Below are 21,390 nucleotides of genomic sequence, written 5' to 3'. Positions count from 1 at the left end.
GAGCCGAGGCAACCCACCGCTCCAGCGTCGACAAGCCTATCCCCAGTTCCCGCGAAACCTCCGCCTGGCGACGACCAACCGAAACAACCAGCCGAACCGCTTCGTCCCGGAACTCCTGCGTAAATCGCTGCTGCTTCATCAAAAGCCCTCCAAGGCCAGGAAACCCTCTCCACTTTTGCGAAGCAAGTCCACATTGGTTCCCGGATCTTCGGCCTTCGGCCTCGTCCGGGACGACATCCGAGAGGGAGGCGCGGCCTTGCCTCCTCTCGGCCGTCACCCCGGCCGCCGCCGTCATGCCGCCGCCATCGCCCCACCCACAGGCCGTCACCCCGGCCGCGCGCAGCGCAGAGCCGGGGCCTATTGGCTGCCAGAGCGGCGGCGAGGACGCGCTGGCCGAGCTCCACACACAGAGTGTCGTCCCGGTTTCGGCTTGCCGAAGACCGGTCTACGGTCTCACAACGACCAGGGGCCCAACGGCCTCCGTCCCGCAAGCATCATGACACAGCCCGGACATACAGGGACCCAGTAACCACGATCGGTCGCGACTGAAGCCTCGGCGCTGCCGCGAACGACCCTCGCGATGGCCGGAGGCGGCTAGCTTCACGCCACCATCCGCCCCGGCGGATACTGGATACCTGCCTTCGCAGGTATGACAGTCGGGGAGGTGGCGACGCTCTCCCGCCTCACGCCGACTGAGGGCACCAATGGTTCCCGGATCTTCGGCCTCCGGCCTCGTCCGGGACGACATCCTGAGTGAGAGGTGCCGCCTCGCATCCCCTCGGTCGTCACACCATCTCCTCGGACGTCACCCCGGCCGCGCGCAGCGCAGAGCCGGGGCCTATTGGCTGCCAGAGCGGTGGCGAGGACGCGTCAACATCTCCCCCGCGTCATCCCGCACGCAGCGAAGCGGAGATGCGGGATCGGGGAGCCGGGGGCCTCTCGGCCGCGCTCCCGGACGCCTCCGCAACCGCCGTGGCTCGCCGGTTCCAGGTCGCCGGCTTCGTGGCGACGCTGCTTGCCGGGTGAGGCACGCCGGATGCGTCCGAAACCGTCGCCGGTCGGACACGCGCCATTAAACTGAAGGATGTCATGAAACTGAATGGTCGGAGTGGCAGGATTTGAACCTGCGACCCCCTCGTCCCGAACGAGGTGCGCTACCAGGCTGCGCTACACTCCGAACCGATGACCGGCCGGCGGGGCCGGTCGGGTGGAGAGCGATTGTCCGGGCCGGGAGACCGGCGCTCATCCGTGGTGTGGCGGGTTCATATCACCGGCCATCGGCCTCCGCAACCCTGTCCTTGCAGCGATTTTGCTTCGGCTGTGGATGAGCGGCGGGCGGCACGGAAAACACCGCGGCGGCCCGCCCGCCGGCGCGGCGCTCTTGCGCGGCATCGGCGCGCTCGCTATACAGGCGGCCTGCGATTTGGGGCGTAGCCAAGCGGTAAGGCAGCGGTTTTTGGTACCGCCATGCGCAGGTTCGAATCCTGCCGCCCCAGCCAGACCGCATCCGCCCCGCCGGATCGCGCGCGGCGCATCCTCCTTCCGCTCCCTGTTCGACATCCGCCGTCTCCGCCCTTGGGAGGAGCAGCCCCTTCGCGCCGCGTCTGCGCCGCCGGGCAACGGGGATATCCGTGCGATGGCGCAGGCGGACCGTGGCTGTCCGGGGCAGGGGACTGTGCCGGGCGATTTTTGGGGCGATTGGCGCGCGATTCTCAATTTCGAGCGTTTTTGCGGCGGGATTTTGCAAAATTTTTCTCGAAATTCGGCGCGGCTCGGCGGCCGCGTTTCGCGCGCCTGACGGTGCGGTGTCCCCCTCCCATGGCAGGTCCGTGAGCGATTGCGCCAATATGTCGCGGAGGTCTTGCGCGAGATTTCTCCCGTGTTTTCAGGTGGTTGCCAGAGGGCCCTCGCCGCAATTCGCAGATCTGCCTATCCCGGTTAGCGTTCGTTAAGCGGAATCGCTTCACCCTATGGCTGCTGCGCAAGATGCGAGCGGTTTTGGCTGAGAGGATGAGTCCCATGTCGGGCGTGGATGGATCGAATTCGGGGGAGAGATTAAGATTTGCGAGGATCGATGAGGAGACCAGGCGGCAACTTCGCGCGCTCTGGAAGGACGTCGAGCCAAAACTGGATGGTATTCTCTCAAGCTTCTACAAGCATCTCCTGACGCAGCCGAGCTTGGCGAAACTTCTTGGAACCCGCCAGGCGGCGCTGGAATCGGCGCAGAAAGCTCACTGGCAGCGTCTGTTCAGCGCGCGCTTCGACGAAGACTACGAAAGCAGCATCAATCGGATCGGCCGCGCGCATGGCCGCATCGGCCTCGAACCCCGCTGGTACATCGCCGGCTACCAGTTCGTGCTCAACGAATTGACCGCCGTTGTCATTCGCCGCCACCGCTTCTCGCCCGCCGCCGCGACAGCGGCGCTGCAGGCGCTCAACAAGGCGGTTTTGCTCGATCTCGACTACGCCATCTCGACCTACCAGCAGATCCTGATGGAGGAGCAGGAGGCGCGCACCCGCAGCCTCAGCGAGGCGATCGACCGGTTCAAGGGCCGGGTCGAACTCTCGCTCGCCGATGTCGGCAAGGCGGCCGACACGATGCAGTCGCAGGCCGACACGTTGGCATCGGTCGCAGGTGCCGCCTCACAGGAGGCGGTCTCCGCGTCCGCTGCCTCGCAGCAGACTTCGGTCAGCGTTCAGACGGTTGCCTCGGCGGCCGAGGAACTCGCCGGCTCCATCGAAGAGATCGCCCGTCAGGTCAGTGGCGCCTCCGATGTCGCTCGCCGGGCCAATAGCGTGACCGACAGCGCCTCGCACGAGGTTGGGCGACTGTCGGTGACCGCGCAGAAGATCGGCGATGTCATCGGCCTGATCCAGGCGATTGCGGAGCAGACCAATCTTCTGGCCCTGAATGCGACGATCGAGGCGGCACGCGCCGGCGATGCCGGGCGCGGCTTCGCCATCGTCGCGCAGGAGGTCAAAAACCTGGCCGGCCAGACGTCCAAGGCGACCGAAGACATTGCCCAGCAGATCGCCGAGATCCAGGCCGCGACCACCAAGGCGGTCGACACGATCGGCTCGATCGCCGCGACGGTCGGCGAGATCGATACGCTGACCTCCAACATCGCCTCCTCCATCGAGCAGCAGGGGGCGGCGACCCGCGAAATCTCGATGAGCGTTCAGCAGGCGGCAACCGGTACGCAGACGCTGACCCGCAATGTCGGCGGGGTCAACGAGGCGATCGAGAAGACCGAGCGCGCAGCGCGCGACTTCCTGCTGGTGTCCTCCGACCTGCGTGGCCAGTCCGGCCAGATTTCCGAGCAGATCCGCGGCTTTTTCGCCGAAATCCGCCAGACGACCGAGAACCGCGCCAGGGCAGATACCGCGACCACGCCCGTCGGCGGAACCGCGAGACAGCGCGTCGCGTGACCGCGGCAGCGACTTCGGAGTGCTCCGGTCATATCGGATCGCCCGAGGTCGCAGCAGCGAGCTTCTAACGAAACCGCCCGTCCGCGTGCAGGCGCGAACGGGCGGGAGTCGTTAAAAAGCACTGAACTAGGTCTTCTTATATTCTTGTGCCGCCAGGCCGAATGATTTGGACGCCGTAGCGTCAGAAACCGAAGCACCGCAAACCACGTACCGACCGCTTGGTCGGCGAAAGCAACCGCCGGAACGCATCCCCCCCCCGTTCGCGCTCCCAGCGTCAATAATCTGGACCCCGCGCATCGGCGATCGGAACCCCGTGCGTCAGCGGTCGGCCCCCTAAGGGACCGCGCCGCACTTTCGGTCCCGCACCACGTTTGCCCCGTCACAAGCAGGCCCGCCAACCGATCCGGCATGTGCCCGTCCCGCCCAAAGGCGGGAAAAATGGGCCGGATCATCTTGCGGACCCGGCCCAGTTGGGTCACGTGCGATCCGCAGCCTGAAAAGCTCCGGGCAGCCCGCTGTGACTTGCAGAGCCCGCACGGCAGGGCGAACTGCCGAAATGGCCGCGCAAGGCAGGCCGAGAAGGCGCCGCAAGGGCACTCGTCAATTCCGTTCCGGTCAGGCCGGCGAGGTCACCGATCCTTCACCGGAGCCGCGCCCGCTTCTGGCGCGAAGGCTCCGGATCACCTGTCCGCCTGGCCTTCAACCGGGTGTCATCGAAAGCGTCCAAAAATCGGCCCACCCTGCCGCTTCGGACATCCATCCGATTGATTTTTCGATGCAACACCAGTTAGCGTTATCTTTGCGTGATTTTCGCTTTCCGGGCTCTCCGGATGGGAGGCGCGCCGGACCAGCGAGGCGTGGGACGGAGACATGCGGGACGAAACCCGCCGGACGTTGGCGACAGCGGCCGGGCATCTTGCAGCACCGGATGGCCCGATGGATGGGGACGAGGCGGCATTGCGCTTCCTTGCCTATCTGGCGGAAGGGGATCCGGCGCGGCTTGCCGGCGACCGGGACCTGGCGGCTCTGCTGGCGGTGGCCGCGCGGCTCGAGCGCCTGTTCGAACTGGCCTTGCCCGACGCGCCGGGACTGTACTGCTTCGGCGCGGAGGTGCGGCCGGAGGAGTTCGGCGCGGCGCCGGGCGCGCGCGGTTCGCTCTCCGGCGTCGGCGAAACGCGCCTTGCCGCCTTCCGCGCCTGTGTCGGCGAAGCGGTGGAATACCTTGCGCAATTCGAGCCTCGTCCGGGGACGGCCGGGGCGGCGGTGACCGAGGCCGAGGCCGAGGCGACGTCCGGGGACGATGTCCTGGCTGCAGCGCCAGGGGGAGCCTTCTGGACCGAGGCCGAAAGCCGGGCCCTGGGGCTTGGTCCTGGCACTGAAGGCAACGCTTCGCGCGCGGCAGCGGAGGGCGACGGGGACCGGAGCCGGCTGCTGCCGGATGAGCGGGTGCCGGCGGTCGACCTGGCGAGCGGAGCACGGGGGACGGTGCCCGCGGCTTTGTGCTGGCGCCGCCGGCCGGGCGATGCCCTGCCACTGGCCAGAGGCCTTGGCGTTGCGGCGGGGCGCAGTTTCCGGGAGGCCTGCCGCCACGCGATGCTGGAGTGGATCGAGCGCGATGCGGTCGCCCTGTGGTGGCGCGGCGGACGCAAGGGGCGGGCAGTGGCGCTGGAGACCCTGACGGCGCCCGAGGTGGCGGGGCGGATCGCCCGCTGGCGCGGCGGGCGCGACGGACGGCTGAGCTGGTTTCTCGACCTGACGACCGATCTCGGCGTGCCGGTTGCCGCGGCCCTGTCGGTCGACCGGGAGGGCAAGCGCTTCGCCTACGGGTTCTCGGCGCGCCCGACCCTGGAGCAGGCGCTGGTTTCCGCCTTCGCGGAACTGGCGCAGGTGGAACTGGCCGACCGGGTGGTGGACGCCAAGCTCGCCGAAGCGGGCGAGGGCAGGCTCAACGACACGGACCGGTTGCATCTGGCCCGCCGCAGCCTGGTGAAGCCGGACTGGGACGCCCTGCAACCGGCGGCGGCACCTGGATCGGGCGCTGCAGGTGGCGCCGGTTTGCGTGAAGCCAGCGGCGGCGCGGTCGATCCGCTGTCGTGCTTGTCCTTGCGTAATTTTCGCGTGTTGGCAATTGACCTTACCCGTACCGATCCGGGTATAAGCGTTGCACGGGTGCTCGTTCCCGGGCTGCAACCCGATCCGGCCGCGCTGACCACGCCGCGCCTTGAACGGCAGCGGGGATTGCGGCCAAGCGCGGGGTTTCCCGGCGACGGCGTTCGGCTCTACTGAAAGCTGTTTCTTTCATGTCTTTTCCAGGTTTCGGAACAGGGGCTGGGTCCTTCGGGGTCTGACGTACAAGGCAGGGGCTGGTTGACGTGGATGAGATGGGCCATGGTGGATCCGCTGGCGGATTGCGGGATGCCGCATCGGGGCAATCCCGCCTTGACGCCACCATACTTGGGGTTCCGCGTTTTCTCGTGGGCGGGAAGGCGGTCGCCTTCCGCTCGCGCAAGGCGGAGGGGCTGCTGGCGCGCCTGTGCCTGACCGGCGACGGGCGCATGTCGCGCGAGATGGCCGCGAACCTGTTCTGGCAGGACAGTTCCGAGCACCATTCCCGCTCCTCGCTGCGGCAGACCCTGCTGATCCTGCGAAGGGCGCTGGAAGATGCCGGTTTCGATGGTCTGGACAGCGACAAGATGAACATCCACCTCGACCTGTCGCGGGTGAGGCTGGACATGGACGACCTGATCTCCGGCACCGCCGATGCGGTGCCGGCTCGGCTGCTCGTGGAAAAGCGCCTGTCGGAGCGATTGTTCGAGGGCGGCGAGATGCTGGCCGAGCCGTTTCACAACTGGTTGCGGCTGCGGCGCCAGCAGTTTCACGATCACCTGCGCTCCTTTCTGGAGCCCATGGTGCGGCTCGACAGCGGCAACTGGACGCGGATGGAACAGGCGGCGGTGGCGCTGCTCAACCTGGATCCGACGCATGAGCCGGCCTGCCGCGCCTTCATCACCGCCCGCGCGGTTCAGGGCGATTACACGGGCGCGCTGCGAGCCTACGAGGACCTGTGGAACGTGCTGGAGGAGGAGTTCGATACCCAGCCGTCCAGCGAGACCCAGTCGCTGATCGTCGACATCAAGCTCGGCAAGTTCTCCGACTGGCTGCAGCGCGAGCGTGCCCGGCTTGCCGAGGAGGCGGAGCGCAAGGGGGACCGTCCCGCCGTTTCCGCCGGAACCAGGGCGGAAGCCGTGGCCCGCCATGTCAACCCGGTCATCGTGGTCGACCAGATCCTGCAGGTTACCGAGGCTGACGAGGATATCCGGCTCGCCAAGGTGTTCCGCCACGACCTGATTTCGCGATTGGTGCGCTTCCGCGAATGGTCTGTCGCTGACGAGGTGACGGAGGAACTTTCGGGCTCCGCCGCGCCGATCTACCGGGTCTCGATCAGCGCCATGCGGGCGGACCGCGCCGTCTCCTATTCGGTAACGGTCAAGAACTCGCGGACCAATGCCTATGTGTGGGGCCGCAACTCGGCGGTGGAGATCGGAGAACTGTTCGCCCGCCAGTCGACCCTGGTCGCCGAGATCGCCATGGCGATGAACGTCAACATCTCGGCCGAACGCCTGGCCAACATGTCGCGCGTTCCCAACGCCTCGCTCGACCAGTACGACCGGCTGTTGATGGGCCAGCGGCTGCACTACACGTGGAAGATCGAGGATTCGCACCGGGCGGAAGAGGTGCTGAACCGGCTGATCAAGGACAATCCGCGCTTCGGCCCGGCCTATTCGAGCCTGGCCCAGATCATCAATTCACGCCACATCGTCTTTCCCGGCCAGGTCCAGACGCCGGAAACGCTGGAGCGCTCGGCGGGTCTGGCCCGCACGGCGCTGGCGCTCGATCCGTTCGACTCGCGCGGGTATCTGTGCGCGGCCTGGACGCTGGCCCTGCAACGCCGTTTCGAACAGGCCGAGGCGCATCACCGCCAGGCGCTGGAACTCAACGACAACGATCCCTGGACGGCGCTGTCCGCGGCGCATGGGCTGGCCTATTACGGTCACCGCGAGGAGGCGCTTGCGATCGCCTATCGGCATCGCGAGAACGGGCTTCTGACCTCGCCGCTGCACTGGAGTTATTTCGTCGGCATCACCTGCCTGTGCGGCGACCATGCCGGTTCGATTGCCGCGTTCCGCTATCTGAGCGACGGTTATCTCGGGGTCGAGGCCTGGTATGTGGCGTCGCTGGCGCTGACCGGCGATGTGGAAGAGGCGAAGGCGCAGGCCCGGCACCTGCGGCAGCGGGTCACCGACCGCTGGGTGCTGCCGCAACCGCCGGATGACGCGGATATTGCCCGCTGGATCGGCAACTGCTTTCCGATCTCCTCGCCGCGCACATGGGACGAGATCCATCACGGTCTGGCGCTGGCGGGCCTCGTGCTGCCGGCGGATCTGGCACCGCCGGGCGCGCGGGACTGAAAAGGGCCGCGAGATCTCGCGGCCCAGGAGTGTCGCAAGGGACCCGAGGCCAGGCCTCAGGTGCAGACGGCGATCGTGTAGTCGGCGACGCGGCTCAGGAAGAAGTCGCGCATCGTCATCTCGTCCTTGTCGCCATAGAAGCCGGGCAGCGGATAGTCCGCCGCCGGCCCGTCGCCGTACTTGGCGAGCGACTGCTCGACCATGCGCTGCGGCGGCAGGCGAAGCAGCAGCACCTCCTCGCTGGCCTGGATCACCTGCAACGCCTTGTAGTCATCGGGAATGGTGGCAATGCCTTCCGTGGCGCGCTTCAGCCCTTCCAGCGATTCGGGCCACGGCTTTTCGCCGGTGGCGTAGTCGGCGATCAACCGGCCGAAGGCCCGGTAATCGTGGATCTCGACCTTCTTGAGTTCGTCGGTCATGTATTGCCCCATGAAAACAGTTGCGAATATGAAACGCCAGCCGGCCGCCCCGGCCCCTTGGACGGCGAAAGTTGCCGCCGCCTTCGACGCGGAAACCGGATAACAAATACATGGCGGTGCAGAGGCGCACGAAAGTCATGCAAATCATTTCATGACAATTGAAATTAGACTCGCTTGCTGTCGATCCGTCAAGGTGCTGCTTTGAAGTGATTAGCTTATACAACCTTTCGCGCAAAAATATTGGGACGAGGTTTCAGGTTGTACCGTTACAACTTCTAGGGGAAATCTTGACTCAACTGTCCTTGCGCGGGTTCTCGATGGTTTTTACCTCGTCCGCGGAGTCGTCCTCCAAGGCGCTGGCATTCATCTGCCGGCGTTCGGCCGCCATGTTGGCCATGTGCTGTTTCAGTGCCGGATCCTTGTCGATGAGGCTGCGGAAATCGCTGCGCGACAGGACGAGCAGGTTGCAGTAACCGAGAGCCCGGACGTCCGCCGTGCGCGGCTGACCGGTCAGCAGGGCGATCTCGCCGAAGACATCGCCGCGGCCGAGGCGCACGCGCACGTGTTCGGTGATGACCTCCACGGCGCCCGAGGAAATGAAATAGGCGGTGTCGCCACGCTCGCCCTTGCGGATCAGCACCTCGCCGGGAACCGCGAAAAGCGGACGCATCAGCTTGGAGATGGCGCGGATTCGGTCCTCGCTGAGGTCGCGGAACAGCGGCAGTTGCGCGGTGAGGTCCTCGGTGCGCATGCCCATGTCGAGCTGCGGTCGGGCATCGGCCTCCTCGCGCCCGTCCCGCACGCTTTGCGACAGGTTGGAATAGAGCTCGGTGCCGATGAGGTTCTGCGCGTGCAGCGAGCGATAGGCGTCCTCCTCCAGCCGCAGCGCCGCCTTCTGCAGGAAGCGTTGGTCGAGACTGTCGGCATAGTCGGGATATTGCAGGCGCAGGGCTTCCAGCGCCGTCGTCGTCGCCTCGCGCCGGCCGAGCAGGATCTCGGTCAGGATCTCGACGACGCGGTGGCCGAGCAGCGGCTCGATCTTTTCGCCGGTAAAGGCGATCAGTTCATCGAGGACGATGCGGTTGAGCAGCAGCATCTCGTAGCGATCGCCGAGCAGGCGGGCGAGCCAGCGGTCGTATTTCAGGGATCGCTGGAACCACTGCGCAAGCCGCATGGTGCGCGGGAAGGCGAGAGCCTGACGGGCGGCGCGGTTGTACTCGATCCGGCCGCCGGCGCGCGCGCGGTCGGCGATGCGGCCGATACGGGCCAGCAGTTCCTCGGCGGTGTGGATCGAGGCGGTGCGCTCGCGCAAGTGGCGCAGCACGATCTCCCGTTCCCGGTTGGAGATGGACACGAGACCGATGGTGATCCGATCGCGGTCGAGGATCTCGTCCAGGCCGCTGCCGGCGCCGGAGGACTCGGCAAGTCGCTCGCGGTAGCGCCGGTCGGTCTCCTCCACTGCCGCGGGAGCGATATGGTACTCGGCCGCCGCCCGCGCCACGCCCTCGCGCACATTGGTCAGCGCCAGCGCGAGAACCTGCGCCCGCATCGCGCTGTCGAGCGGCGGCAGCTTGTCGAGGCCGAACACACGGATCAAGGGTTTCAGTGTGGTGCCGTAGACGAGCAGCGTGAAGAGCACGAAGCCGGTCGCCAGCACGGCCACGAACCGCTTCACCTGCGGGTCGATAGCGAGGTTCTCGGTGACGCCGAGTGCCAGCGTCAGCGTGATGGCGCCGCGCATCCCGCCCCACAGCATCACCGTCTTGAAGGGCGTGCTGACCGGCTGGGACAGTTGCAGCAGGCTCATCAACGGCAGCAGGCCGAACAGGATCACGGCGCGCGCGGCAAGGGCCGCGACGACGACGATGGCCAGCAGCGCGATGTCATACCAGCCGACATCCACGAGCAGCTTGGGAATCAGGATCGAGGCCAGCATGAAGATCAGCGACGAGGCCCAGAACGCCATCTGGTCCCAGACATCGTTGAGATAGGTCCAGCCGTCCGGGGTCACGCGCGAAGGGCCGGCGAGATTGATGACGATGCCGGCGACGACGACGGCAACGACGCCGGACACGCCGACGAGGTTTTCCGCGATCGTGTAGACGAGATAGGGCATGGCGACGCTGAGCGTCACCTGGGCGAGGCGGAAGTCGCGCACCAGCGGCAGCAGCCGCACCAGGACCTGTCCGCCGATATAGCCGAGCGCGATGCCGCCGGAAAAGCTCCACAGAAACAGTTCCAGCCCGCCGGCCAGCGTCGGCGCCGACGTGCCGGTCAGCGAGCCGAGCAGGATGACGAAGAGGGCGATGGCGGCCGCGTCGTTGAGCAGGCTCTCGCCCTCGACCAGCCGGCCGAGGCGTGCGGGCGCGCCGATGTCGCGGAAGATCGCGACGACGGCGACCGGATCTGTGGTGGCGACAATGGCGCCGAGCAGCAGGCAGGCGACCAGCGGCACGGCGGTGAACGGACTAAGGGCGAAGCCGATGAAGGCAGTCGCCACAACCACCGCGACCACGGCCATCACGAAGATGACGCCGGCGTCGTCGGCCATCCGGCGGACGTCGAGGGTCAGCGTCGTCTGGAACAGCAGCACCGGCAGGAACAGGTGGAGAATGCCCTGCGAGTTGAGCGGCAGGTTCACGAAGACGGAGGCGATCTGGTTGAAGGCGTCCGTGCTGGGCGTGTAGAGCAGCCAGCTCGCCAGGACGCCGATCGCGGTGCCGACAAGCGCCAGCACCACGGACGGGGCCACCTTCAGCCGCCGTGCGAGCGGCTGGATGAGCGAGATGACGACGAGGAGGCCGGCGATGGCGGCGATGAAGAGAGGCGCTTGCATGTCCTCTCTATCTTGCCACATTTCGACAAGCGCGCGACGGTTTCGCGTCGTCCCCCGAGATTTTCCATGTTGATTTTGCGAAGGCTCACCCGATTGGGGCGATCTTGCGCGGCTTGCGCTCCGAAAGGGCGATTCCGATCAGCACCAGGCCCAGGGCGGCGGCGTGGTAGAGGTGGAACGGCTCGCCGAGCAGTCCGACGGCGAGCAGCGAGGAAAAGATCGGCACCAGGTTGATGAAGACGCCGGCCCGACCCGGCCCGACCAGTTCGACCCCGCGCATGAAGAAGATCTGCGACAGGAAGGAGGGGAAGATCGCGATATAGGCAATCACCAGCCAGCCCTTCGGGGTCGGCCATTGCAATGTGCCCTGCGCCACCTCGATGGCGAAGAGGGGCAGGGAGGTGATGGCCGCGATCACCGCCAGGAAGGTGAAGAAGACCATGGCGGACACTTGCGGGCGTTTGCGCAGCAGCACCGCGTAGAGCGAATAGAGAACGCAGGCGACGATCATCAGCGCATCGCCGATATTGACCTGAAGACCCGCCAGCCGCGACAGGTCGCCCTGGGCGGCGATGAAGGCGACGCCGGCCATGGTGACCACCACGCCGGCCGCCTGCAACGGCCGGATCGGGCTGCGCAGGATCACCAGCGCGCCGAGCAGCACGAACATCGGCATCGAGCCCTGGATGATGCCGAGATTGACCGCGGTGGTGCCGTGGGCGGCGATATAGAACAGGGCGTTGAACCCGGTGAAGCCGCATACGCTGGTGGCGATGAGGAGCGGCAGGTGACGCCGCAGGGTCGGCCATTCAGCCTGCATCTGGCGGCCATAGAGCACGAGCAGCAACCCGGTGACACCGATCCAGCGCAGCAACACCACCGCCATCGGCGAGACCTCGCCGATGGCCAGCCGCCCGGCGATGGTGTTGCCGCCCCAGAATATCGTGGTGAGCACCAGCAGCAGGATCGGCCGGTCGAAGAAGCGCGCGAGCAGGGAGGAACCGGAGTGCGACATGGGCCGATGGATCCGCGCCGGAGCAGGATGCGCGCCGGCCGTTGTGCCGGGGCATTCCGTCTTCCGGACTTGCTGGGGTGGCCCGCACCGTAGGCGTGGCATGCCGGCGCGGGAGCGAAGAAACAGCCCTATCGTATGACGAATTGCGGCAGGCGTTGCAAGCCGCCTGGCCGGGTGGGGGGATTGCGCCAAACGCGGGGCTTCTGGACCGGGAGCAGGTTCAGTTGAAGAGGCCACAGGCCACGGTCGACACTTTCAGCCAGCCGCCGGAGTTCGGCGATGTCGACACCGAAGCATCGTTGATCCTGCGGCGAACCACGACGCATTCGCCCCTCCCCAGTACGAAAATGCGGGGTCGGTCACGATAGGGGGTGCTGTCGGAGGGCGTGGTGAGATCGCGGAAATACTGGGTTCCGCCGGCCTGTAGGACATCGCCCCAACGAAGATCGTCGTAGCTGCGTGCCCCGCCGCGCAGCAGATGCAGGTGGCTGCCTTCGGTGCCTCCTGTTGGATTGCCGTTTTGGCCGATCTCATAGAAGACGGCACCGGTGATGCCGAACAACGTGCCATAGACGACCTTGACCGCGCCCGACACTCCAGGAACGGCCGAGGCGAGACCCACCAGCAGCAGCGCCGCGGCGGACAGTTTCAGCACGCTGTCGATATGTTTCAGGACGCTCCCGGCCCTATCCGGCTTGGCATCCGGCCTCCCGTCTTCCACGATCCAGTTCCCCCGCGGCAATGATCCGGCGATCACACCATGGGGAAATTTGGACCGGTATTTTCGAGAAATGCAAACCGCTTCTGCCTGCCGGATGAGCAGGGGCGGCGAGGATCTCGCGATTGTTTCCTTTCAGGATCAAGTCTTTTCGATTTGTGCAAGATTGACCGGGTGAGGGGGCTTGGGTTTCATGGCGAACCGTTTCGCGCGGGCTCCTCTGCCTCGGCCTCTTGCCGTGCGGGGCCGGTTCGAACAAGGATCGCGGGGCTGGCGTTGCCACCCGCGCCAGATGTCATCAGGGAGTGCCGACGCCATGGACCGTATCGAGATTGCCGGCCTGAAGATCACCCCGGAACTGCGGGATTTCGTCGAGCAGGAGGCCCTGCCGGGCACCGGCGTGACGGCGGACGCGTTCTGGGAGGGCTTGTCGGCCATCGTTCACGATATGGCGCCGGAAAATCGCGAGTTGCTGGCAAGGCGCGATGCGCTGCAGGCAAAGATCGACGACTGGCACCGTGCCCATCCCGGCCCGGTCGACCTTGCCGCCTACAAGGCCTTTCTCAGCGAGATCGGCTATCTGGTGGAGGAGGGCGAGGCTTTCGCGGTGACGACGGAGAATGTCGACCCGGAAATCGCCGCCATCGCCGGCCCGCAGCTCGTCGTTCCGATCACCAACGCCCGTTACGCGCTGAACGCGGCGAATGCCCGCTGGGGTTCGCTCTATGACGCGCTCTACGGCACCGATGCCATGGGCAGCCTGCCGCAGGGCGGCGGCTACGATCCGGCGCGCGGCGCCGAGGTGGTCGCTCATGCCAAGGCACTGCTCGACGCGCGGGTGCCGCTGTCGGCGCCCTGGGCGAGCGTCACCGGGTTTTCCGTCGAGGGCGGCAAGCTGACCGTCGCGGGCGAGGGCGGTGCAGCCCTTGCCCTGTCCGATCCGGCGCAATTCGTCGGCTATCGCGGCGAGGCCTCCGCCCCCGAGGCCGTGCTCTTCGTCAAGAACGGCATGCATATCGAGGTCGCCATCGACCGGAACAATCCGATCGGCAAGACCGATCCGGCGGGTATCTCCGACGTGGTGCTGGAGGCGGCCGTCTCCACCATCATGGACTGCGAAGACTCCGTCGCTGCCGTCGATGCGGAAGACAAGGTCGTCGCCTATCGCAACTGGCTGGGCCTGCTGAAGGGCGACCTGACCGCCTCCTTCGCAAAAGGCGGGCGCGAGATGGTGCGCCGCATGGACGGCGACCGGACCTACACGACGCCGACGGGCGGCGAGACGGTGCTGCACGGCCGCTCGCTGATGCTGGTGCGCAATGTCGGTCACCTGATGACGACGCCGGCGATCCTCGACCGCGACGGCAACGAGGTGCCGGAAGGCATTCTCGACGGCATGATGACGGCGCTGATCGCCATGCACGACATCGGCACCGGCGGCCCGTCCGGCGGCGGACGGCGGATGAACTCGCGCGCCGGGTCGCTCTACATCGTCAAGCCGAAGATGCACGGCCCCGACGAGGTCGCCTTCGCCGACCGGCTGTTCGGCCGGATCGAGCAGGCGCTGGGCCTTGCCGCCGACACGTTGAAGATGGGCATCATGGACGAGGAACGGCGCACCACCGTCAACCTCAAGGAGTGCATCCGTGCGGCCTCCTCGCGCGTGTGCTTCATCAACACCGGCTTCCTCGACCGTACCGGCGACGAGATGCACACCTCGATGGAGGCCGGGCCGATGATCCGCAAGGGCGACATGAAGCAGGCCGCCTGGATCCAGGCTTATGAGAACTGGAATGTCGATATCGGCCTGGAATGCGGCCTGCCGGGCCACGCCCAGATCGGCAAGGGCATGTGGGCGATGCCCGACCTGATGCAGGCGATGCTGGAGCAGAAGATCGGCCACCCGAAGGCCGGCGCCAACACCGCCTGGGTGCCCTCACCGACCGCCGCCACCCTGCACGCGCTGCATTATCATGTGGTCGACGTCGCCGCCCGTCAGCAGGAACTGCGGGCGCGCGGCCGCGCCAGCCTCGACGACATCCTGTCGATCCCGGTCGCCGAACGGCCGAACTGGTCGGCGGAGGAGATCCAGGCCGAGCTCGACAACAACGCGCAAGGGATTCTCGGCTATGTGGTGCGCTGGGTCGACCAGGGCGTCGGCTGCTCAAAGGTGCCGGACATCAACAATGTCGGCCTGATGGAAGACCGCGCGACGCTGCGCATCTCCTCCCAGCACATCGCCAACTGGCTGCGCCATGGCGTCTGCAGCGAGGCGCAGGTGATGGAGACGATGAAGCGCATGGCCAAGGTGGTCGACGGCCAGAACGCCGGCGACCCGCTCTACCGGCCGATGGCTGCGGATTTCGACGGCTCGATCGCTTTCCAGGCGGCCTGCGACCTGGTGTTCAAGGGCCGCGAGCAGCCGTCCGGCTACACCGAGCCGGTGCTGCATGCCCGCCGCCTGGAGGCGAAGGCCGCTGCCGGCGCCTGATCCGTCCCACGACACGAGAACCCGCCAAGCCTCCCGGCCGACAGGTCGGGAGGCTTTTTCGTTTCAAGGCGCTTTGGGTCCGGCGAGGGGTTAGCGTCCGGAGGGGCGGAAGGGCTGGACGATGGTCTGCCCCGTCTTGCGGCCGCTCTCGATCCGGTGCAGCGCGTCCTTCAGGCGCTCCTGCTCGCGGTCGCTGTAGATGAAGCGCCAGCCGGTCTCGTTGCCCCGCCGCCAGCGCTGTTCGGCGCGCAGGTCCAGCCCGTGCCCGCAGATTGAGATGCGCACGCTGAGCGCGAAGTTCGGCAGGTCGGCACAACGGATCCGGCATCCCGTCAGGCTGAGATCGGTCATGCTCGCAGCCATTGGCCCGCGCATGGTCATGATGACGACCCGAACCTCGCCCGCCACCCTGGGTGACTGTCGGCGTTCCTTTTGCGCCATCGTCGATGGCATGTAGCGGTTTCGTGGTGACAGGGCCCCCGCCCTCCCATGTCCTGGCACTGTGAAAAGGAGAGAATGTTCTCCCGCCTGGGATGCGCTCCCTCCCGGTTGACCCGTGCGTTGGAGATTAAGCGGCGCGAAAGCTCACTTAATGCTGATATTGGGGGCGTATATAGATTAAAATTGAGCTAAAATTTTAAATTACCGCAACGGAATCCAATATTTTCCCCTGCGGAATCGATGCTGGGCGGGGGCGACGTGGCAAACTGCCGCGAGCGCGTTCCTTCGCCTGGGACGAGCAGCGGTGGCGGGCGTTCAGCGGCGGCCGGGCCAGTCGTCCATCGGCAGCGCGATCCGCGCCTCCAGACCTCCCGCCGGGTGATTGCCGAGCGTCAGCGTGCCGCCGTGGGCATGCACGATGGAACGGGCGATGGAGAGGCCGAGGCCGATGCCGCCGGTTTCCTCCGAGCGCGATTCCTCCAGCCGCACGAAGGGTTCGAAGACGTCCTTGAGCCGCTCCTCGGGGATGCCGGGGCCGTGATCGCGCACGGTGATGATCGCCTGCCCCCCCTCGACCGCGAGTGCCATCTCAGCGTCTCCTCCATAGCGCACGGCGTTGTCGATCAGGTTGCGTAGCGCCCGCTTCAGGCTGAGCGGCCGACAGGAGACCACGCAGCGCCGCTCCGGAGGATCGAAGGCGACCGGCCGGCCGATATCGCGATAGTCCTCGGCGATGGCATCGATGAAGTCGCCGAGATCGGTCGGCGCGCCGACTTCGCGCGAAGCCTCGTCGCGGGCGAAGGCAAGCGTCGCCTCGACCATGCGCTGCATCTCGTCGAGGGTCTCGATCATCTTCTCGCGGTTCTCGTCGTCGTCGATGAACTCGGCGCGGATCCGCAGCGAGGTGATCGGCGTGCGCAGGTCGTGGCTGATGGCCCCCAGCATGCGCGTGCGGTCGCGCACGAAGCGGGTCAGGCGATCCTGCATGACGTTGAAGGCGTGAATGGTGCCGCGCACCTCCAGCGGTCCCCCCTCGCGCAAGAGTTCCACATCCTCGCCGCGCCCCAGCCGTTCGGCCGCGGCCGCCAGCTCCCGCAACGGGCGGGTGAGGCGGCGCACGGTGAGCCCGATGACCAGGACGATGGCCGCCGCCATCAGCGCCACCGTGACGAACACCGGCAGCATGGTGTTGCGCGGCACGCGGAAACGACTGGCGCCGTTGAGCCAGCGCCCGTCCGAGAGCTGGACGGACAGGGTCAGCGAGACGGGGGCCGAGCGCCACTGGCCGTGGCGATGCGGGCCGGGATGGCCGCGCGCGCCGTCATCTCCGTAGAGTTCCCCCTCGTCGTCCTCTCCCTCGCCGTCGCCGACATCGATGCGCCGGCGCGCGGGGGGCGCATGCGACACCTCGCGGCGGGATACGTCGACCCGGATCGTCTTGTCGGTGCCGAGTTCTTCGCCAAGGACGGTGGCGATGCGCTGGTCGGTCTTGCCGCGGCCGGCCTCGGCCAGGGCAGGGGTCTCGTCGATCCAATACCAGAGGAAGCGGCTGGAGATGGCCCGCAGCATGTCCGGATGCTGGCTTTCGGGCGCGGCCTCGACCAGGCGTACCAGGGAGACGGTGCGCGAGACGATGGTGTTGCGGGCGAGCTCCACCAGCGCCACCCGCCGCTCGCCGGCAAACAGCCACAGCGTGAGCGCCTGGGCAAGGACCACCGCGATCAGCAGCAGGGCGACGAGCTGGCCGGCCAGGGAACGCGGCCAGGGGCGAAAGCGGGTCGTCATGCTCCGATGTCCTCCACCTCGGCGGTGAAGGTGTAGCCGCCGCCCCACACGGTCTTGATCAGCTCCGGATTCTTCGGATCGGGCTCGATCTTGCGGCGCAGCCGGCTGACCTGATTGTCGATGGAGCGGTCGAAGGCGGCGGGGCTGCGGCCCGAGGTGATGTCGAGCAACTGGTCGCGCGACAGCACCATGCGCGGGCGTTTCAGGAAGGCGATGAGAAGCTGGAACTCGCCGCTCGACAGCGGCGTGGCGACGCCGTCCTCGCCGGTCAGCAGGCGCCGCGGCACGTCGAGCCGCCAGCCGGCGAAGGCCAGGGTCTCGGCCTCGACCGGATCGCGCGGCTTCGGCACCTGCGAGGAGCGGCGCAGCACCGCCCGGATGCGGGCGAGCAGTTCGCGCGGGTTGAACGGCTTGGTGACATAATCGTCGGCGCCGATCTCCAGTCCGACGATGCGGTCGGTGTCCTCGGCCATGGCGGTGAGCAGGATCACCGGCATGGTGCCGCTTTCCACCAGCGACCGGCACAGCGACAGGCCGTCCTCGCCGGGCATCATGATGTCGAGCACGACAAGGTCCACCGCCGCCGCCTTCAGAAACTTGCGCGCCTGCGCGGCGTTTTCCGAGACCGAGGCGCGCAACCCGTTCTTGCGCAGGTAGCGCGCCAGCGACTCGCGAATGTCGCGGTGGTCGTCGACGACGAGAATGTGGGGCCCGCTTTCGCTCATGCTTGCTTCCGCTTCGACTGTCTGCCTCCCACTCTAGATATCTCCGCCCGAACGAGCAGGGAAACCGCAATTGTATCCAGATGTAACGGGTGCGCGGCACGTGACAGCTTGCGACACAAAGGCGGTCTTGCGGGCACATTTCAGCGACAAGCGGCCGCTAGACCGGTGTCATCGCAGTGACCGACAAGGAGATGACGCGATGACGACTTTCAGGAAGATCACGCTCGCCGCCCTCGCCGCGGCGCTGGTCGGGACCACCGCCATGCCCGCCTTTGCCGACCGCGACGGCGGCAAGTACGGCTGGGGCCGCGATGGCGGCAAGCCGGGCTGGCACCAGTCCCATCGTGGTGGCAAGAAGGGCTGGCATCACGGCCGCCGCGGCGACATGGCGCGCATGTTCATGGAGCGCTTCGACACCGATGGCGACGGCAAGGTGACCCAGGCCGAGATCGACGCCAAGGTGGAGGCGACCTTCGCAGCCGCCGACACCAATGGCGACGGCAAGGTGACGCTGGACGAGTTCAAGGTCGCCTACCAGAACGAGTTCAGCGAGCAGCGGGTGCGCGCTTTCCAGCGCCTCGACCGTGACGGCGACGGCAAGATCACCGAGGCGGAATACAACCGTCCGATGGATCGGATGGCGGCGCGCATGGAGCGACGCGGCGACGACAGCGGCAAGCGCGGCCCGGGCCCGCGCGGTCACGGCCGGATGATGGAGCGCTTCGACATGGACGGCGACGGCAACGTGACCGCCGACGAGATCCGTGCCTCCCGCGCCGAGGCCTTCGCCAAGGCTGATGCCGATGGCGACAAGGCGCTGACGCTCGAGGAGTTCGCAACGCTGTGGGCCGAGCGCATCGACGGGCGCATGGTTCGGGCCTTCCAGCGCCTCGACCGCGATGGGGACCTTGCCATCACCCGAGAGGAAGCAGCGCGTCCCTTCGCAGGCCTCGTGGCCCGCATGGACCGCAACGGCGACGGTGCCCTGTCGCGTGAAGACCGCCCGCGCGGCGGCATGCGGGATCGCGACGGCAAGCGCTGGCAGGGCGAAGGCCCGCGTGGTGAAGGCCCGCGTGGTGAAGGCCCGCGTGGCGGCAACGACTGAGGACGCGCCTTCCCCGCGCGACCTCGTCACTGAACCGTGCAAGCGGCGGGACCTCGTGTCCCGCCGTTCGCGTCTGCAAGGAGACGTCCGCAAGGAGGCGTCTGTACCGGCCGGGAGAGCCTGATTCCCCTGCGGCGCCGGCGCCGCGCCCGTCTCGTGCGGCCCGGCCCGTTTCGCCTATCGGCAAAAGTCACAGCGAAAAGCGGGAATGCATCGGGAAAGCGCAAAAAATGCGCCCGGCCGGAGGATTTTCCCCTTGATTAAGACAGGCTCCTGATTCATATCTCCGCTTGCCCAAATTCGCACGTGCCCGTGGTCGTCCAACCGAAAGGTGGCAGTCGCTCAAAAGGGCCCGGACCTGTCCGGAATAGAGCGACAAAACGGATGGCTTAAAGCAACGACGTAAGAGGGCTTTTTTGGTCTCTGCCGGGTTTCCAAGTCCCGGGGTCACTGAAGAGGCACTTGTTACATCATTGCCGGCCGTGCGGTTCGGGACACCCGATCCAATCCAAGGCAGCAATCGCGGAACGGCGACACGCTTGCGCGTATGCAGGCGTCGAACCCGACCGTTGCATATGGCGTCCGTTTTCTCCCCGTCTCCAACGCGGGCGGGAGACGCGATCGCATATGCACCTGTACCGGAATTCGGACTTGCGGGTGAATGCCATGACCGAGCGCATCAAGAACTTCCTCCGGCAGCGACGAGGCGACGGGCCTTGCGTTGTCGTCGACCTTGACATCGTCAAGGACAACTATGTCGCCTTCGAGCGGGCGCTGCCGGACACCCGCGTGTTCTACGCGGTGAAGGCCAACCCGGCTCCCGAGATCCTGGCGCTGCTCGCCAGCCTCGGCTCCTCCTTCGACTGCGCCTCGGTGCCGGAGATCGAGATGGCCCTGGCTGCCGGCGCCGGACCCGAGCGCATTTCCTTCGGCAACACCATCAAGAAGGAGCGCGACGTCGCGCGCGCCTTCGAGCTGGGCGTGCGCCTGTTCGCCGTCGACTGCGAGGCCGAGGTCGAGAAGATCGCCCGCGCCGCGCCCGGCGCGCAGGTGTTCTGCCGCATCCTGTGCGATGGTGCCGGCGCCGACTGGCCGCTGTCTCGCAAGTTCGGCTGCGCGCCCTCCATGGCGCCGCAGGTGCTGGAGCACGCCCACCGTCTCGGCCTGATCGCCCACGGCGTGTCGTTCCATGTCGGTTCGCAGCAGGCCAATGTCGAGGCCTGGGACACGGCTCTGGGCTCTGCCGCCGCGATCTTCCGCGAGATGGCCGAGCGCGGCATCATGCTGTCGATGGTCAACCTGGGTGGCGGTTTCCCCGCGCGCTACCTGAAGGACGTGCCGGGCGTGCCGCGCTACGGCGAGGCGATCCTGCGCGGTCTCGCGACGCATTTCGGCAACCGCATCCCGCAGACCATCATCGAGCCGGGCCGCGGCATGGTCGGCGATGCCGGCATGATCGAGGCCGAGGTCGTCCTGATCTCGAAGAAGTCCGAAGCCGAGGACGAGATCCGTTGGGTCTACCTCGACATCGGCAAGTTCAACGGCCTGGCCGAGACCATGGACGAGGCGATCCGCTATCCGATCCGCACGGACAAGGATGCGGACCGCAAGACCCCTTGCGTGCTCGCCGGCCCGACCTGCGACAGCGTCGACGTGCTCTACGAGAAGACCCCGTACGAGCTGCCCGTCAGCCTTTCGATCGGCGACAAGGTGCTGATCGAGTCCTGCGGCGCCTATACCACCACCTATTCGGCGGTGGCCTTCAACGGCTTCGAGCCCCTGCGCTCTTACGTCATCTGACGGTCACCCCGAATCGGGCCCAATAAATCCCCTGACAAATCCGGGCCGGCCGGTCGCGAAAGCGGCCGGCCGGCGTTATGGTCCAGCACGGACGGTGCCTGCCCGGTGCCGCCAGGCAGACAGTTGCAAGTAGAAGGACACCCGCCATGACCGAAGC

The 21,390-nt window shown here is 66.8% G+C and carries 15 protein-coding genes and 2 tRNA genes; 8 read left to right on the top strand and 9 right to left on the bottom strand.

The window, feature by feature from the left end; translation table 11 throughout:
* Positions 1–139: transposase (locus TSB10P1A_RS23850; RefSeq protein ID WP_186390064.1), on the bottom strand; the 139-nt coding region annotated here is incomplete at its 3' end.
* A gap of 961 nt (positions 140–1,100) precedes the next feature.
* A tRNA-Pro gene (locus tag TSB10P1A_RS22020) sits at positions 1,101–1,177 on the bottom strand.
* Between the two features lie 247 nt (positions 1,178–1,424).
* Between TSB10P1A_RS22020 and TSB10P1A_RS22015 the strand changes: the two genes are divergently transcribed.
* The 5 genes from TSB10P1A_RS22015 to TSB10P1A_RS21995 all read left to right on the top strand — a co-directional run bounded on the left by TSB10P1A_RS22015 (position 1,425) and on the right by TSB10P1A_RS21995 (position 7,898).
* Positions 1,425–1,499, top strand: a tRNA-Gln gene (locus tag TSB10P1A_RS22015).
* 137 nt (positions 1,500–1,636) lie between these two features.
* A complete protein-coding gene (locus TSB10P1A_RS22010; protein ID WP_186390063.1) occupies positions 1,637–1,798 on the top strand; it encodes a hypothetical protein in 162 nt (53 codons plus the stop codon).
* Between the two features lie 212 nt (positions 1,799–2,010).
* Entirely contained in the window at positions 2,011–3,429 is a 1,419-nt protein-coding gene (locus TSB10P1A_RS22005) for a protoglobin domain-containing protein (RefSeq protein WP_371328841.1), read from the top strand.
* A 936-nt stretch (positions 3,430–4,365) separates the two neighbouring features.
* Entirely contained in the window at positions 4,366–5,715 is a 1,350-nt protein-coding gene (locus TSB10P1A_RS22000; protein ID WP_186390061.1) for a YcaO-like family protein, read from the top strand.
* A gap of 188 nt (positions 5,716–5,903) precedes the next feature.
* The gene (locus TSB10P1A_RS21995) at positions 5,904–7,898 is read left to right on the top strand and encodes a BTAD domain-containing putative transcriptional regulator (RefSeq protein WP_186390060.1); all 1,995 of its coding nucleotides are present in this window, start codon (positions 5,904–5,906) and stop codon (positions 7,896–7,898) included.
* Between the two features lie 56 nt (positions 7,899–7,954).
* Here the strand turns inward: TSB10P1A_RS21995 and TSB10P1A_RS21990 are convergent, their stop codons facing one another.
* From TSB10P1A_RS21990 to TSB10P1A_RS21975, 4 genes are all read right to left on the bottom strand, one after another.
* The gene (locus tag TSB10P1A_RS21990; RefSeq protein WP_186390059.1) at positions 7,955–8,317 is read right to left on the bottom strand and encodes a hypothetical protein; all 363 of its coding nucleotides are present in this window, start codon (positions 8,315–8,317) and stop codon (positions 7,955–7,957) included.
* 292 nt (positions 8,318–8,609) lie between these two features.
* Entirely contained in the window at positions 8,610–11,153 is a 2,544-nt protein-coding gene (locus TSB10P1A_RS21985) for a cation:proton antiporter (RefSeq protein WP_186390058.1), read from the bottom strand.
* Positions 11,154–11,238: 85 nt separating this feature from the next.
* Positions 11,239–12,168, bottom strand: a complete 930-nt coding sequence (locus tag TSB10P1A_RS21980) for a DMT family transporter (RefSeq protein ID WP_186390057.1) — start codon at positions 12,166–12,168, stop codon at positions 11,239–11,241.
* 220 nt (positions 12,169–12,388) lie between these two features.
* Positions 12,389–12,889: a hypothetical protein gene (locus TSB10P1A_RS21975; RefSeq protein ID WP_186390056.1), complete on the bottom strand. Its 501-nt coding sequence runs from the start codon at positions 12,887–12,889 to the stop codon at positions 12,389–12,391.
* Between the two features lie 313 nt (positions 12,890–13,202).
* On the opposite strand from TSB10P1A_RS21975, the gene TSB10P1A_RS21970 reads away from it, so the two are divergent.
* On the top strand, positions 13,203–15,377 hold the full coding sequence (locus TSB10P1A_RS21970) for a malate synthase G (RefSeq protein ID WP_186390055.1): 2,175 nt from the start codon (positions 13,203–13,205) through the stop codon (positions 15,375–15,377).
* A gap of 90 nt (positions 15,378–15,467) precedes the next feature.
* Here TSB10P1A_RS21970 and TSB10P1A_RS21965 read toward each other — a convergent pair whose 3' ends face one another.
* From TSB10P1A_RS21965 to TSB10P1A_RS21955, 3 genes are all read right to left on the bottom strand, one after another.
* Positions 15,468–15,818, bottom strand: a complete 351-nt coding sequence (locus tag TSB10P1A_RS21965; protein WP_256376510.1) for a PilZ domain-containing protein — start codon at positions 15,816–15,818, stop codon at positions 15,468–15,470.
* 315 nt (positions 15,819–16,133) lie between these two features.
* A complete protein-coding gene (locus TSB10P1A_RS21960) occupies positions 16,134–17,603 on the bottom strand; it encodes an ATP-binding protein (protein WP_186390053.1) in 1,470 nt (489 codons plus the stop codon).
* Positions 17,600–18,328, bottom strand: a complete 729-nt coding sequence (locus TSB10P1A_RS21955) for a response regulator (protein WP_186390052.1) — start codon at positions 18,326–18,328, stop codon at positions 17,600–17,602. Before TSB10P1A_RS21955 ends, TSB10P1A_RS21960 begins: the two co-directional genes overlap by 4 nt.
* Positions 18,329–18,527: 199 nt before the next feature.
* On the opposite strand from TSB10P1A_RS21955, the gene TSB10P1A_RS21950 reads away from it, so the two are divergent.
* The gene (locus TSB10P1A_RS21950; RefSeq protein WP_186390051.1) at positions 18,528–19,433 is read left to right on the top strand and encodes an EF-hand domain-containing protein; all 906 of its coding nucleotides are present in this window, start codon (positions 18,528–18,530) and stop codon (positions 19,431–19,433) included.
* 666 nt (positions 19,434–20,099) lie between these two features.
* Entirely contained in the window at positions 20,100–21,233 is a 1,134-nt protein-coding gene (locus TSB10P1A_RS21945; protein ID WP_186390050.1) for a type III PLP-dependent enzyme, read from the top strand.
* Positions 21,234–21,390: the final 157 nt, after the last annotated feature.

Source organism: Stappia sp. TSB10P1A, from assembly GCF_900185725.1.
Lineage (GTDB): Bacteria > Pseudomonadota > Alphaproteobacteria > Rhizobiales > Stappiaceae > Stappia.
This window is presented reverse-complemented; position numbering and strand designations above follow the sequence as displayed.

What these genes read in the sequence shown, in the direction of transcription:
- TSB10P1A_RS22010 (WP_186390063.1), top strand. Translation starts at nt 1,637, where the DNA reads ATGGCGCAGGCGGACCGTGGCTGTCCGGGGCAGGGGACTGTGCCGGGC.
- TSB10P1A_RS22005 (WP_371328841.1), top strand. Translation starts at nt 2,011, where the DNA reads ATGAGTCCCATGTCGGGCGTGGATGGATCGAATTCGGGGGAGAGATTA.
- TSB10P1A_RS22000 (WP_186390061.1), top strand. Translation starts at nt 4,366, where the DNA reads ATGGATGGGGACGAGGCGGCATTGCGCTTCCTTGCCTATCTGGCGGAA.
- TSB10P1A_RS21990 (WP_186390059.1), bottom strand. Translation starts at nt 8,317, where the DNA reads ATGACCGACGAACTCAAGAAGGTCGAGATCCACGATTACCGGGCCTTC.
- TSB10P1A_RS21985 (WP_186390058.1), bottom strand. Translation starts at nt 11,153, where the DNA reads ATGCAAGCGCCTCTCTTCATCGCCGCCATCGCCGGCCTCCTCGTCGTC.
- TSB10P1A_RS21980 (WP_186390057.1), bottom strand. Translation starts at nt 12,168, where the DNA reads ATGTCGCACTCCGGTTCCTCCCTGCTCGCGCGCTTCTTCGACCGGCCG.
- TSB10P1A_RS21970 (WP_186390055.1), top strand. Translation starts at nt 13,203, where the DNA reads ATGGACCGTATCGAGATTGCCGGCCTGAAGATCACCCCGGAACTGCGG.
- TSB10P1A_RS21965 (WP_256376510.1), bottom strand. Translation starts at nt 15,818, where the DNA reads ATGGCGCAAAAGGAACGCCGACAGTCACCCAGGGTGGCGGGCGAGGTT.
- TSB10P1A_RS21960 (WP_186390053.1), bottom strand. Translation starts at nt 17,603, where the DNA reads ATGACGACCCGCTTTCGCCCCTGGCCGCGTTCCCTGGCCGGCCAGCTC.
- TSB10P1A_RS21955 (WP_186390052.1), bottom strand. Translation starts at nt 18,328, where the DNA reads ATGAGCGAAAGCGGGCCCCACATTCTCGTCGTCGACGACCACCGCGAC.
- TSB10P1A_RS21950 (WP_186390051.1), top strand. Translation starts at nt 18,528, where the DNA reads ATGACGACTTTCAGGAAGATCACGCTCGCCGCCCTCGCCGCGGCGCTG.
- TSB10P1A_RS21945 (WP_186390050.1), top strand. Translation starts at nt 20,100, where the DNA reads ATGACCGAGCGCATCAAGAACTTCCTCCGGCAGCGACGAGGCGACGGG.